The 13,584-nt window shown below is 60.5% G+C and carries 13 protein-coding genes; 5 read left to right on the forward strand and 8 right to left on the reverse strand.

The genetic code is table 11. From position 1 onward, the window contains the following. Positions 1–4: 4 nt before the first annotated feature. Positions 5–823, reverse strand: a complete 819-nt coding sequence (locus IEX75_RS19230) for a cytochrome c (protein WP_229720971.1) — start codon at positions 821–823, stop codon at positions 5–7. 401 nt (positions 824–1,224) lie between these two features. Between IEX75_RS19230 and pncB the strand changes: the two genes are divergently transcribed. Continuing rightward, positions 1,225–2,424 (forward strand): nicotinate phosphoribosyltransferase, encoded by a 1,200-nt coding sequence (gene pncB, locus IEX75_RS19235; RefSeq protein WP_188796795.1) that lies wholly within the window; start codon positions 1,225–1,227, stop codon positions 2,422–2,424. Between the two features lie 75 nt (positions 2,425–2,499). On the opposite strand, the gene IEX75_RS19240 is transcribed toward pncB, so the two are convergent. The 3 genes from IEX75_RS19240 to IEX75_RS19250 all read right to left on the reverse strand — a co-directional run bounded on the left by IEX75_RS19240 (position 2,500) and on the right by IEX75_RS19250 (position 5,062). Continuing rightward, on the reverse strand, positions 2,500–3,297 hold the full coding sequence (locus tag IEX75_RS19240; RefSeq protein ID WP_188796797.1) for a MetQ/NlpA family ABC transporter substrate-binding protein: 798 nt from the start codon (positions 3,295–3,297) through the stop codon (positions 2,500–2,502). Positions 3,298–3,362: 65 nt separating this feature from the next. Next, positions 3,363–4,055 (reverse strand): methionine ABC transporter permease, encoded by a 693-nt coding sequence (locus tag IEX75_RS19245; RefSeq protein ID WP_188796799.1) that lies wholly within the window; start codon positions 4,053–4,055, stop codon positions 3,363–3,365. After that, on the reverse strand, positions 4,052–5,062 hold the full coding sequence (locus IEX75_RS19250) for a methionine ABC transporter ATP-binding protein (protein ID WP_188797165.1): 1,011 nt from the start codon (positions 5,060–5,062) through the stop codon (positions 4,052–4,054). Before IEX75_RS19250 ends, IEX75_RS19245 begins: the two co-directional genes overlap by 4 nt. Positions 5,063–5,233: 171 nt before the next feature. On the opposite strand from IEX75_RS19250, the gene IEX75_RS19255 reads away from it, so the two are divergent. Continuing rightward, positions 5,234–5,710 carry a glutathione peroxidase gene (locus IEX75_RS19255; RefSeq protein ID WP_188796801.1) on the forward strand — a complete coding sequence of 159 codons (477 nt, stop codon included), beginning with the start codon at positions 5,234–5,236 and terminating at the stop codon, positions 5,708–5,710. A 50-nt stretch (positions 5,711–5,760) separates the two neighbouring features. Here IEX75_RS19255 and dacB read toward each other — a convergent pair whose 3' ends face one another. Both dacB and IEX75_RS19265 read right to left on the reverse strand, forming a co-directional pair. After that, entirely contained in the window at positions 5,761–7,305 is a 1,545-nt protein-coding gene (gene dacB, locus IEX75_RS19260; protein WP_188796803.1) for a D-alanyl-D-alanine carboxypeptidase/D-alanyl-D-alanine endopeptidase, read from the reverse strand. A gap of 39 nt (positions 7,306–7,344) precedes the next feature. Then, positions 7,345–8,682, reverse strand: a complete 1,338-nt coding sequence (locus IEX75_RS19265) for an MATE family efflux transporter (protein ID WP_188796805.1) — start codon at positions 8,680–8,682, stop codon at positions 7,345–7,347. A 128-nt stretch (positions 8,683–8,810) separates the two neighbouring features. On the opposite strand from IEX75_RS19265, the gene IEX75_RS19270 reads away from it, so the two are divergent. Both IEX75_RS19270 and IEX75_RS19275 read left to right on the forward strand, forming a co-directional pair. Then, entirely contained in the window at positions 8,811–9,293 is a 483-nt protein-coding gene (locus IEX75_RS19270; protein ID WP_188796806.1) for an FKBP-type peptidyl-prolyl cis-trans isomerase, read from the forward strand. Positions 9,294–9,343: 50 nt separating this feature from the next. Continuing rightward, complete coding sequence (locus tag IEX75_RS19275; RefSeq protein WP_188796808.1) at positions 9,344–10,528, forward strand: FAD-dependent oxidoreductase; 1,185 nt, start codon at positions 9,344–9,346, stop codon at positions 10,526–10,528. 21 nt (positions 10,529–10,549) lie between these two features. Here IEX75_RS19275 and IEX75_RS19280 read toward each other — a convergent pair whose 3' ends face one another. Both IEX75_RS19280 and IEX75_RS19285 read right to left on the reverse strand, forming a co-directional pair. After that, entirely contained in the window at positions 10,550–11,632 is a 1,083-nt protein-coding gene (locus tag IEX75_RS19280; RefSeq protein ID WP_188796810.1) for a phospholipase A, read from the reverse strand. Positions 11,633–11,754: 122 nt separating this feature from the next. Next, positions 11,755–12,171 (reverse strand): hypothetical protein, encoded by a 417-nt coding sequence (locus IEX75_RS19285; protein ID WP_188796812.1) that lies wholly within the window; start codon positions 12,169–12,171, stop codon positions 11,755–11,757. A gap of 153 nt (positions 12,172–12,324) precedes the next feature. Here IEX75_RS19285 and IEX75_RS19290 point away from each other — a divergent pair, with 153 nt between their 5' ends. Beyond that, on the forward strand, positions 12,325–13,584 hold the full coding sequence (locus IEX75_RS19290; protein WP_229720972.1) for a winged helix-turn-helix domain-containing protein: 1,260 nt from the start codon (positions 12,325–12,327) through the stop codon (positions 13,582–13,584).

Below are 13,584 nucleotides of genomic sequence, written 5' to 3' on the forward strand. Positions count from 1 at the left end.
CGGGCTACTTCTCCGCCTTGTGTTGCGCCATGTACTTCAAGTAGCTGATCACCGCATCCAAATCCGCATCCGATAGCGATTGCTGTGTGGGAAAGCCGGTCATCCTGCCTTCCGGCCAGCGCCGCAGCGACTGCGGATTGCGGATGAATGCGCGCAGCATGTCCGTGCTCAAGTATTCGGTCGGGCTGTGCGGAATATTGAGATCCGGCCCCATGCGCGCATCGCCCTGGCCATTGAGCGTGTGGCAGGCAAAGCAGGTGCGCTGGAACACGGTGTAGCCTCGCCGCACAGGGCTATCGGTGGGCACGGAAGCTGCGGGCACTGTGGCTGGGAAGCGTGTGGCTGTGTCTTCCACGCGTTGGATGCGCGCCAGCTGGTACGGCCATTGTTCGCTACTGATCCCGGCGGCGGCAGGTTTGGTCCACACCACGTAGAAGGGCCCTGCGTCGCCCTTGTTGCCCGGCAACGGCGGCCATGGGTGCTGAGGGTCCTCCACGGCCAGCCACGCCTGTGCGTCCGATCGGTTGAGCAGGGCATCCGCTGCAATGTCGACCGAGAAGCCATCGTTCGCAACGAATTTTAAACGATCGCCGCGCGCAAGCTTCGGTAGCAAAGCGCGCAGTGGCACGGCGCGATAGGTCATCGTGCGATGGAACGCGACATCATCTTGAATCGTCACGCTCTGTGCATCGGCGCTGCGCAATAATTGCTCAGTCGTCCAAACATGGGCGTTGGGGCTTACATCAATGTGCAGTTCGGCCGCGTGCAGCGGCAGGGCGTAGCACAGCATCAACAGGGCAAGACAGCGATACAGCATGCTCATGCTTTGGCCTTTTGCGGATAAGTATTTAGTGACAAGCACTTGGGAAACGGTGCAGATGAAACCATCGACAGGCTGCCGGTTAATTATCGGAAAGCTGAACCGATCCGATTGGGGCCTTGAACTTCATCCACACTGGACACACTAAGTCTACGAATCGCCGTGAGGCGACAAGAGGATGCAGCAGTCCATCGCAGCATCCAGGGGTCGGTTCCAAGTTTACCCTCCCCCCGGAACGCGACCTAACAAACCCCGGCCGTTATTCCCCTGGCTGCCGGGGTTTTATCTTTTCTGTCATCGCACTGGCCTCTACGCCGACTATTCACGGCAAGGGCTTCGGCAGGATAATGAGTGGATGCCGCGCGACGCGCGTGCTGCTTCTCTTCCCCCGACATGGCTGTTCCATGATCGTCAGCTCCCTGCTCGATACCGATCTTTATAAATTTTCCATGATGCAGGTGGTGCTGCATCAGTATCCTGCTGCGCAGGTGGAGTACCGCTTCAAGTGCCGCAATCCGGGCGTCAACCTGGTGCCGTACATCGATGAGATCCGCGAGGAACTGCATGCGCTATGCAGCTTGCGCTTTACCGAGCAAGAGCTTGACTACCTGCGTAGCTGGCGCTTCATCAAGAGTGATTTCATCGACTTCCTTGGCCTGTTCCAGCTCAATGCGAAGTACGTGGAGATCACGCCGTCACCGTTGAACAACGGTGAGATCGAGATCCACATTTGCGGTCCGTGGCTGCATACGATTCTTTTTGAAGTGCCGTTGCTGGCAATCGTTAACGAAGTGTATTTCCGCAACACGCAACCTAGCCTTGACCTGGCGGAAGGGCGTCATCGCCTGAAAGAAAAGATCGCGCTGTTGCGTGATACCCCAGGGTACCAAGAGTGCCGCATCGCCGACTACGGCACGCGTCGGCGCTTCTCGCGGGAGTGGCATCGGGAAGTGGCGGAAACGCTGCACGACGGACTGGGTTCGCAACTGGCCGGCACCAGCAATGTGTGGCTGGCTCGCCAGCTCGGCCTGCGCCCCCTCGGTACGCTGGCTCATGAGTACCTGCAGGCGCACCAGGCGCTGGGTCCGCGCTTGCGCGATTCGCAGGTGGCCGCACTGGAAGCCTGGGCCAAGGAATACCGCGGCGACCTCGGTATCGCACTATCGGACGTCTACGGGCTCACCGCCTTCCTGCGCGATTTCGATATGTATTTTTGCAAGCTGTTCGACGGCACCCGCCACGATTCGGGCGATCCCTTCGCCTGGGGCGAGCGCGTGCTGGCGCACTATCAGGCCAATCGTGTCGATCCGCGCAGCAAGATCCTGGTGTTCAGTGACAGCTTGAGCATTCCCAAGGTGATGGAGCTGTTCAAGCATTTCCATGGGCGCTGCCAGCTTGCATTTGGCGTAGGTACGAACCTCACCAACGATGTGGGGCCCACGCCGCTCAACATCGTGATCAAGATGGTTCGCTGCAACGGGCAGCCGGTGGCGAAACTCAGCGATTCGCCGGGCAAGAATATGTGCGATGACGAGGCGTACATCGCTTATCTGCGGCAGGTGTTTGATATTCCGGTACTGGTCGAGGCGGAATCTGCTGCTTGATCTAAAACCTGTGGCCGCCATTGCCGCCCAAGCGGGAATGGCGGCCATGTGATTTTGCAAAGAAAGTGCGGATCTTCAGAACGCCGGCAATACTGCGCCGTGATACTTCTGCTCGATAAACGCCTTCACTTCCGGACTGGTCAACGCCTGCGCCAGCTTCTGCACGCGCGGATCGTCCTTGTTGTCGGGGCGTCCAACCAGGTAATTCACATAGGGTGAATTCTTGTCCTCGATCAGCAGCGCATCCTTGGTCGGGTTCAGGCCGGCAGCCAGCGCATAGTTGGTGTTGATCAGCGCCAGGTCCACCTCGTCCAGCGTGCGCGGCAGCATCGCGGCTTCCAATTCCTTGAACTTCAGGTTCTTCGGGTTGGCTGTGATGTCCTTGGTGGTGGCCAGCTCGTTGTTCGGATCTTTCAGCGTGATCAGGCCGTGTTTGGCGAGCAGCAGCAACGCACGGCTGTTGTTGCTGGGGTCGTTCGGAATCGCCACGGTGGCGCCGTCGGGCAACTGGTCGATCGACTTGAGCTTGTGCGAGTACGCGCCGAACGGTTCGATGTGCACGCCGGTGATGATCACCAGGTTGGTGCCGCGCTCGCGATTGAAGGCGTCCAGGTAGGGCTTGGTCTGGAAATAGTTTACATCGATGCTTTTTTCCGCCACTTGCAGATTGGGCTGCACGTAGTCGGCAAACACCTTGATATCCAGGTTCACGCCTTCCTTCGCCAGAATGGGTTTCACTTCTTTGAGGATTTCCGCATGCGGCACGGCGGTGGCGGCCACGGTCAGCGTTTGGCCGTCGGAACCGCCGGAGCCTGAAGATGAGCAACCGGCAACCAGCAGGGCGGCGGCAGCCAGGAAAAGGAGTTTTTTCATGGGGCTATCCTTGTGCGATGCGCCAGAATAGCCGTCCATACGGATGGATGCAAAAAAGTGCGGAATTACCGCCGGCTATAGTGCGCTACGATGCGATCGCCCAACATCTGTAGTATTTGAACCAGTACGATCAGCAGCAACACCGTCACCACCATGTAATCGGACTTGTAGCTGAGATAGCCGTAGCGATAAGCCAAGTCGCCCAGGCCACCGGAGCCGATCGCGCCGCCCATGGCGGTGTAACCGACCAGCGCGACGGCAGTCACCGTCACACCTGCCCACAGGCTGGCACGTGCCTCCGGTAGCAGCACATGGCGCACGATCTGCCAGGTGGTCGCCCCCATCGCTTGCGAGGCTTCGATCACGCCTTGCTCGACTTCGCGCAACGATGTTTCCACCAGGCGTGCGAAGAAGGGCGCTGCGCCGATCACCAGCGGCGGAATCGCGCCACGAATGCCGAGCTTGGTGCCCACCAGTACGTAAGTGAGCGGCATCAGCACGATCATCAAAATGATGAAAGGCACCGAACGCAGCACGTTCACTACCAGCGCGAGCACGCCATAGAGCTTGGGCATGGCGTGAAGCTGTCCTTTGCCGGTGAGGAACAGCAACACGCCCAATGGCAGGCCGATAATCACGGTGAGCACCAGCGAGCCGCCCAGCATCAGCAGCGTGTCGATACACGCCTGGCCCATCTCACCCCAGTCATCGATATTGGGAAACAACGTGTGCAGCAGGGGAAGTTGGCTGGTGATCATCGGGCAAGTTCCTCCACATGGATGCCTGCTTCGCGTAGCGCGCGCAGGGCGGCATCCACGTTGTCACCCTGCATGGCGAGGGTGAGTTGGCCATAGGGCAGATCCTTGATGCGGTCGATGCGACCGGCCAGGATGTTGAAGTCCACGCCCGTTTCGCGGGTGACGCGTCCGAGCGTCGGCGACCAGGTCGCTTCGCCACGGAAGGAAAGACGCATGATGCGGCCAGGGACGTGTTCGTAGATGGCGTGCTCACCGGCTGTTTCTTCCGGCAGAGCTTCGCTGACGAAGCGGCGCGTGGTGGCGTGTTGCGGATGCAGGAATACATCCGCGACGGCGCCATGCTCCACGATACGCCCTGCATCCAAGACAGCTACGCGATCGCACACACGACGTACTACGTCCATCTCGTGTGTGATCAGCACGATGGTCAATTTCAATTCGCGGTTGATCTCGGCCAGCAGATCGAGCACGGATGCCGTCGTTTGCGGATCGAGCGCGCTGGTCGCTTCGTCGCACAGCAGAATCGATGGATGATTGGCCAAGGCACGCGCAATGCCGACGCGCTGCTTCTGTCCACCGGATAACTGTGAGGGATATTTGTTCGCGTGCGCAGTCAGGCCGACGCGTTGCAATAACTCATCCACTCGCGCACTGATGGTCTTGGCGTCCTTGTTGCCGGCCAGGCGCATCGGGAAGGCGATATTCTCCGTCACTGTCTGCGACGAAAGCAGGTTGAAGTGCTGGAAGATCATGCCAATGCGCTGCCTGGCAACGCGCAGGGCTTCGTCGGGCAACGCGGTGATCTCGGTGTCGCCGATCAGGATGCGTCCGCCGCTGGGCCGCTCCAGCAAGTTGATCAAGCGGATCAGCGTGGATTTGCCGGCGCCGGAATGGCCGATGATGCCGAACACCTCACCGTCCATAATCTCCAGACTGAAAGGCTCCAGCGCCGGAATGTCCTTGCCGTCGACACGGTAGGATTTGTGGACATCGATGAAGCGGATCACGGTGGGCCTGGGTGGATGGTCGAAAGCGGGCATTCTATGCCACCTGGGCCGTGGCAGTGGGTAGGTTGGGTTAGCGCAGCGTAACCCAACAGTTCTTGTCAAGCGCGAGGCATTGTTGGGTTACGCTTACGCTAACCCAACCTACGTAATCGATATGACCGGAGCGATGACATGACCACCGTATACGACTTCAGCGCGCGCGACATCGACGGCAACGAGCGCTCGCTGGGCGACTGGCGCGGCAAGACCTTGCTGATCGTCAACGTGGCCTCCAAGTGCGGCTTTACTCCGCAATACAAGGGGCTGGAGGAACTGTGGCGCAAGCACCGCGACCAGGGTGTGGCCGTGCTCGGCTTCCCCTGCGACCAGTTCGGCCATCAGGAGCCGGGCGACGAGGCGGAGATCAAGCAATTCTGCTCCACCACCTACGATGTAACGTTTCCCATGTTCGCCAAGATCGACGTGAACGGCGAGGGCACGCATCCGCTGTATCAGTGGTTGAAGAAAGAAGCCAAGGGCTTGCTGGGTAGCGAGTCGATCAAGTGGAACTTCACCAAATTCCTGGTGGATGCGCAGGGAGAGGTGGTGAAACGTTACGCGCCGAATGATGCGCCGGAGAAAATCGAGAAGGATTTGGCGAAGCGTTGAGCACTTTGCCCCTCTGCCCGGATGGAGCGGGGGCTGGTTTGGGGCGAGATCTAGCTCTTGCCCCGAAACTCCGCCAATAACTCCACAATCGCATCGAGATTCCGGCTCGGACTCGGCTCATCCCCGCCGCGCACAAAATTGTTGAGCATGATCGCAAACGCCAAATGCTCACCCGCTTCGGTCGTCACGTAACCCACCAGGCAGCGCACATTGTTCATGCTGCCAGTCTTGGCATGCACGTTGTCCGCCGCTGCCGTATTGCGCATGCGCCATTCGAGCGTGCCATCCACACCCGCGGAGGGCAGGGCATTGCGTAGCTGGTCGCCATAGGGCTGGCTGGCGAGATACGTCAGCAGATGCACCATTGCATTGGCCGTGGACAGATCCTGCCGCGACAGGCCTGCGCCATCTTCGATCTGGGCCATGCCGGGCGCGATGCCGATGCGATCCAGCAGTGCTTTGAGCGTGCGGATGCCCCAGGCGTCACTGCTCAGAAAACCCGAAGGCGGGTCGCCTGATTGTTCGGCATTGGCATGTGCTTTCACCCCAGCAATTTGCAGCAGGTTCTGCAGATAGAGGTTCTGCGAACGCTTCAAGCCGCGATCGAGAATCTCCATCATCGGCGGTGACAGCACTTCTGCGAGCACCACGGCCTTGTTGATATCGGTAGCGTCCTGTTCCGGCCAATGCCGTACGCGCAAGTTGCCGTGGATGCGCACGCCATGCCGTTCCAGCGCTTCGCGCAAGCGTGTGCCGGCATACCAGGCCGGATCGGCGATGGCGAGCTTGTATGTTTGCGGTTCCGCATGCGCGGCGATGGTACCGAAGGCATACAAGGTGGCGTCGCCCGGTGCGCGATAGAGATTGACGTCGCTACGTGTATCGCGTGCGCCGGTCGCCAGGTTGTTCACCATGCGTGTGATGGCGCCGGGCGGATCAAGCATCAGCGAAGCGGGATAGCCTGGCGCTTTCGCTGGCGCCACGGTGAGATCGGCCACGTTTTCCCGCACACTGAGTGCGGAAGCGGGTACCGCGAACCAGCTTTGCAGATCGCGCGCTTCCCAGCCGGAGCCTGTCTGCGGCCCCTGGAAATAGCTGTCATCCGCAATCAGATCACCTTGCACGTCATGCACGCCGCTGGCTGCCAACTGCTCGGCGAGCTGATCGGCCCAATCCATGTTGGTGCCGGGTGTGTCGAGTGTGGGATCGCCCATGCCGCGCAAGATCAACGGGCCTTCCAACCGGCCCTGTACGACCTGGCGCGTGGCGAGCAATTGCGTAGGAATGCGATAGCCGGTGCCTATCGTGTCCAACACCACTGCGGCGGTGTAGAGCTTGGCCGCGGAAGCGGGCTGCAGCAGGCGATCCGCATCGTGCGCATATAGCGTGCGTCCGGAATCGAGCGATACCACGGCAATGCCCCAGCTGGCAGCATCGAAGCGCGGTTGCCCGATCTGCTCGTCGATGGCGGAGGCGAGTTGCTCGCGCGTCGTCGTCGCGGCGATGGGCGAATCAGCGTAGGCGTGTGCGCCGGCCATGGCGCCCAGCAGCATGCATGCCGCGCCGATCCGCAACAGATATCGCGAGAGTTTCATGGGGCCAAGTATTGCTCAAGCGGCAGCGTGCACGATAGCTCACGCAATCCACGCGCGCTGTCGGCGCAAGCGCAAACCCAGCCAACCTAGACACAGGGCACGCATGGCCATGAAGGCAATAAACGTCAGCCACAACCCTTCATTGCCCAGGCTGCGCGTGAGCCACGCGAGCAGGATGAAAAACAATACGGAAACCAACATGCCGTCTCGCATTTCCCGCGCCCGTGTCGCGCCGATGAACAGGCCGTCGAGCAGATAGCTCCATACCCCCACTACTGGCAGTGCCGTCAGCCATGGCAGGCACTGGTAGGCGGCATCGCGCACGTCTGGCAGGTTGGTTTGCAGGTTCACGAACAGATGCCCTGCACTGCCGAAGAACAGCGCAAAGCCGATGCTGCCGATTAACGACCATCCACCCGCCACCACCAGGGCGCGGCGTAGTGCATGCGGGTCGCGGGCACCGATGGCGTGGCCGCATAGCGCTTCGACTGCATTAGCCAGCCCGTCCAGTCCAAACGCAGTCAGCATCAGGCCATTGAGCAACAACGCATTGGCAGCAACGGTGGCATCGCCAATCCTTGCGCCGAGTAGCGAAAGGCTGAAGAACACGCCTTCCAGCGCGATCGTCCGCAGGAAAATGTCACGATTCACGCGTAGCAGCGGCAACCAATGCCGCCATTCGCGCATGGCTTGCCAATCCACGTGTCCGTCGAACCCACGCAAGACACGGCGCGCCTGCCATATGCCATACAAGGCACCACACCATTCGCCCGTCACCGAAGCGAGCGCAATGCCTGGCACGCCCCAGCCGAATCCCGGCACAAACAGCAGGTTGAGCGCGATATTGACCAGGTTCGTCACCAGCAACAGGCTAAGCGTGGTGCGCGCGCGTTGTGCACCGATAAACCAGCCAGCGAGCGAGTAGTTGAGCAGCGCCGCAGGCAGGCCTAGCAGGCGCAGATGCAGGTAATCCATGGCGCGGCCGGTCATCAGTGGCGTCGAATGCATCTGTGCGACCAGCCACGGCAACAGCGGCACCATCAGCAGGCCCACCAGCACGCCCAACATGGCGGCAAGCAACAAGGCCTGTGCTTGTACAGTGCGTAATGCCGAAGCATCGTCCGCACCCTTGGCCTGGGCGGCGAAACCGGTGGTACCCATGCGCAGGAAACCCAGGCTCCATACCGGCAATGCATAAACGGCGCTGCCCACCGTGACGGCGCCCAGATCCTGTGTATGCGGCAGATGGCCGGCCACGGTACTGTCCACCAATGACACCAGGGGCACGGTGAGATTGGACAGGATCATCGGCGTGGCCAACGCCCACACCTGCCGGTGCGTCGGGCGATGGCGCCAGGCTTCAAGCAGTGTCGTCATGGGGAATTCGCGGGTAGCTGACGGGCATTGTGGCATGCCTAGGGCGGGCCACTAGTGCCAAGTGATACGCTTGCACGTTCCCCGTCGGCGAAGGTCGGCGCTCATTCTTAGATCACAGCGAGACCGTCATGCAGATTGCCGAAAACGCCGTAGCTTCTTTCCACTACACCCTCACCGACGACAACGGCCAGGTGCTCGACAGCTCCGAGGGCCGCGAGCCGCTCACCTACCTGCATGGCACCGGCCAGATCGTGCCGGGCCTGGAAAAGGCGATGGCCGGCCGCGTGGCGGGCGATCAGTTCAAAGTTGACGTAGCGCCTGCCGAAGGCTACGGCGTCCATCACGCGGAATTGGTACAGGCCGTGCCGCGTGAAGCTTTCCAGGGCGTGGACGATATCCAGCCCGGCATGCAGTTCCAGGCTAACGGCCCGCAGGGCGTGGTCCACGTCACCGTCACGCAGGTCGACGGCGAGACGGTGCATATCGACGGCAACCATCCGCTTGCTGGCCAGACCCTGCATTTCGACATCCAGGTGACCGACGTACGCGCGGCGAGTGAAGAAGAGCTTGCGCACGGGCACGTGCATGGTGCGGGCGGGCATCATCACTAACGCAGCGCATGTTTGACGCTTAAGGAATTCGGCGCCGGGGGACGCCAACCATGCAAGGACGCTTGCGCATTGCCATTGTCGGTTACGGCACCGCCGGTCAGGCGGCAGCGATCATGCTGCATGCGCAAGGCCATGCGCTGACGGTGTTTGAGCAGGCTCCGGTGCTGAGACCCGTCGGCGCCGGATTCCTGCTGCAGCCGACCGGTTTGGGCGTACTTGCCCGCTTGGGGTTGCACGAAGCGGCGCTCGAACAAGGACAGCGCATCGAACGTCTGCACGGCTGCAATCATCGTGGCCGTACGGTGATGGATATGCGCTACGCCGATCATGCTGCGGATAGCTTTGGCGTCGGCATGACGCGCGGCAGCCTTTTCAGCGTGTTGCGCGACGCGTATCCGGATGCGCACGCTGTTCGAACTGGCGTCTGCATCAAGCAGATTGCCACGGACGAGCATGGTCTGCTTGATGCCGAAGGCAAGTCTTACGGCCCGTTCGATCTGATCGTCATCGCTGATGGCGCCCACTCGCGTCTGCGCGGCTGCGTACCCAACCTGGTGCAGCGTGAAACCATGTATCCGTGGGGAGCATTGTGGTGTCTGGTGCCGGGAGACAACTGGCTGCATCCCAATGAATTGCGGCAGCGCTATGCGGGCACGCGGGAGATGATTGGATTGTTGCCCGTGGGCCGGCGCGTGGATCATTCCGGGCGCTGGCTTACCTTCTACTTCAGCCTGCCAGGCGATCAAGTCGAAGCATTCGACGAACAAGGCTTCGAGCGTATGCGCGAACGCATCGCAGCGATCTGGCCTGAAGCGTCGGCGCTGCTTGAGGGCATCGATTCGCCGCAACAGCTCAATCGTGCACGCTATCGCGATGTCGTGATGCACGCGCCAGTGCAAGGCCGCGTCGTGTTTATAGGTGATGCGGCACACGCGATGAGTCCACAGCTTGGCCAGGGCGTAAACATGGCCATGCTCGATGCCGAAGCCTTGGCGCTGGCGCTCGCAGCGAGTTCCGGTCTGGATGAAGCCTTGCAGGCGTATGCACGAAATCGGCGTGCGCACCTATCGGTCTATCAGCGCCTTAGCCGATGGTTGACGCCATGGTTCCAATCGGAACGCAACGCGCTGGCCACGTGGCGGGATCTGGGTTTCGGCCCACTCGGCCGGTGGTCATTCACACGCGGTCAGATGCTGAAGATACTCACTGGAACCAAGGCGGCGTGGTGGCGCTGAACGTTGCACCACGCGCAAGCTTCAATACCAATCGAGCAGCGAAATGCCCACGCCCAGATAGGTGGCATTGTGGTTGTAGTCGAGAATGTTCTCGCCATAGCCCTTGAACAGCTCCACGTAGCCGCGCAGATTGCCAGCCAGCGGGAAACTCCACGTCAGGCGTCCTGCACCGTGTTGCTGGCTACCGCCGCGTAGCGAGTCGCGCAGCAGCAGGCTGAACTCCTGGCCATTCCATTCGTGGATGATCTGCATGTCGGCGCGGCCCATGTAGTTGCTGATATCCGGATTGTTGTCGTCCTTGGCAGGTTCCGGAATGCGCCACCAGGGACGGAACACAATGGTCCAATCCACGCGCTCGAAGCCAATTTGCCCCATCACCCGATTCCAGCTGCGCGATTCGGGATCAGATTGTCCGTTGGATTGATGATCGAGACCGATTCCCAGCAACCGGCCGTTCCAGCCGAATACGTGGTAGTCGGTGTTGAACACCAGCATTGCCTCCGGCTCATAGTCGGTTTCGCGGAACGGGCGCGAGAGTTTGGCGTTGTAGACCTGCCAGTAGGAATCCTGCGTGTAGCCCAACCACAAGTCGCCGGTATCGCCGAACACGCCTTGCCAGATTTTGGTTTTCAGGCTTAGCTGGAACTTGCCTTCGACGTTTTGCATGCCCAGTGGTGTCTGTACAGCGTTGACCGGATTCGGGCTGTAGGGAAGGTTGTTCTGATGAGTGGTGGCGAACACCGGCAGCACGTAGATCGGCTTGTAGCCGCGCAGGTTGAAAGTACCCAGCTTGCTTTGCGGTGAAAGCTCCCAGCGGCTGTCCAGCAGTGACAGCGGCGCAGTGGCGTTTTGAGACACCGTAGTCGCTTCGTTTTCGGCGTGGAACACTTTGGATTCGGGAGTGGGTGGTTGCCCGACGCGCTTTTGCGCCGCAGGCATCTGGCTGCGTCCTGCCGCGTGGTCGTAGCAGGCAAGCCGTTGTGCATCGCTTTCGATGCCGGTGCATGCTTTGAGGTCGGCGGGATCGATATTTTGCGCATGTAGCGGCAGTGCCGTCAGGCTGGCGCTCAGGCCTATCAGCAGAAAGCCGGACCAAGATGTCATGGTAGCTCCCCAAGACGCCACTCCGGGCGCGGTTCCGACAAGTCTAGCGATATGCGTATGCCAATAAAAACGCCGGCCATCTCACGACGGCCGGCGTACATGACAAAAAGCGTGTGGTTTGGTCAGTTCAGATCTTTCACCCAGCGCTCGTATTGCGCCTTGCTGACTTGGTTGCCGTTATGAGCCGCATATTCGAAGTCATTGGCCAACGGTGGATACGCATTGGCGTCTGCTTTGCTGATGTATTTTTTGCCATTGGCCAGTTGTTCGAACGACGGCGGAGAGGTCGTAGAGGGTGTCGAGCCCATCGTGGAGTTGACGGTGACCTGGCCTTTAGCCGTGTTATACGTGGCGCTGTTCGCGCCGCTGCTGCCGGCATTGGTCCCTGCGTTATTGACGCTCACGTTGCTAGTGCTTTGGGTTGGGGAGGTTGTAGCGGGTTGCTGCATTGGCTGGCTTTGCGTTTGCGCCGATGCGATACCTGCAACAAGCAGGCCGGTGCTGAAGATGGCGATGAAGGTGGGGATACGGGCTTTCATGAGTTAGCTCCTTGCAATGCTTGCGCGAGCCGGTGCTGATAGCCGGTTGGCGTTATGTGTCACCGACCCGCCAAGCTTGATGTGCAAGTTAGCAATATCGGTGTAAATCCCAGCAGAATAGTGATGTCTCCATTCAGTGAAGGCAGGCCGTCATTGAGCGAACTTTTAGTGGACAGGAAAGCTCTAACCCTTTCCCAGGCGCGTGCTTTGCAGTTGGCTGCACAAGGATTGCTGCAAGCACCTAAACGTCGTGCGCGGCGCGAGGATGTGATTGCTGCGATCCAGCGCATGCGGTTATTGCAGATCGACAGTATCCACGTCGTCGCACGCAGTCCTTATCTGGTGCTCTATGCGCGCCTTGGCGACTATCCGCAGGCTTGGCTGGAAGAGGCATTGGAAAACGGACGCATCGCCGAATGCTGGGCGCACGAAGCCTGCTTCGTCACCGCGGCCGATATCGGTTCGCATCGCGCATGGCGCGCGCAGGCACAAAGCAACCATTGGGCGGATAAGCACGCGGCGCGTGCGCGCGATGCTAATCTTCAGGAAATGCATGCCTTGCTCGAACGCGTGCGCACAACCGGAGCGGTGCGTGCTTCTGATTTCGAGCGTGCCGAACGAGCTGCGTCGGGCTGGTGGGAATGGAAACCAGAGAAGCGCTGGCTTGAAGCATGGTTCGCCTCGGGCGAGTTGATGGTGACGCGCCGCGAGCGCTTCCAGCGCGTCTACGATCTGGCCGAACGTGTGCTTGCCAAGCTTGATCCGCCTTTTGATGGCGCGTTGCTGAGCCGTTCCACCACTGAGTTGCGCCAGCATTTCATTCTCGACAGCGTGCGTGCGCTAGGTATCACGCAGGCGCGATGGATCGCTGATTACTTCCGGCTCAAGCCCGCCGTGGATGATCGGGAGCTTGCGCCGTTGCTTGCAGCAGGTGATTTGCTGAGTGTGCAGGTGGCCGGCTGGGGTAGCGCTGCCTATGTGCATCGTGATCACGCAGCCTTGCTCGATAGCGCTTATGCAGGACGCCTGCGTGCCACGCAAACCGCCTTGCTATCGCCGTTCGATCCGCTGGTGTGGGATCGGGCGCGCGTGCGCGCCATGTTCGATTTCGACTACACCATCGAGTGTTACGTGCCGGCGGCCAAGCGGCGCTACGGTTACTACGTGCTGCCGATCCTGCATCGCGGAAGGTTGATCGGGCGTCTGGATGCCAAGGCACATCGCGCCGAAGGCCAGTTCGAGATCAAGGCGCTGTTTCTTGAAGAGGGTATTGCGCCGACGGATCGCATGGTTGCGGAAGTGGCTGAAGCAATCGCCGCTATGGCGGCGTGGCACGGCACTCCGGAGGTTCGACTTGGGCGATGCCGGCCGGCGTCATTGGCGCCGGCGCTGCGTGCGCATTGGCGCCGTTGA

The organism is Dyella nitratireducens, from assembly GCF_014642835.1.
GTDB classification, from domain to species: domain Bacteria; phylum Pseudomonadota; class Gammaproteobacteria; order Xanthomonadales; family Rhodanobacteraceae; genus Dyella_B; species Dyella_B nitratireducens.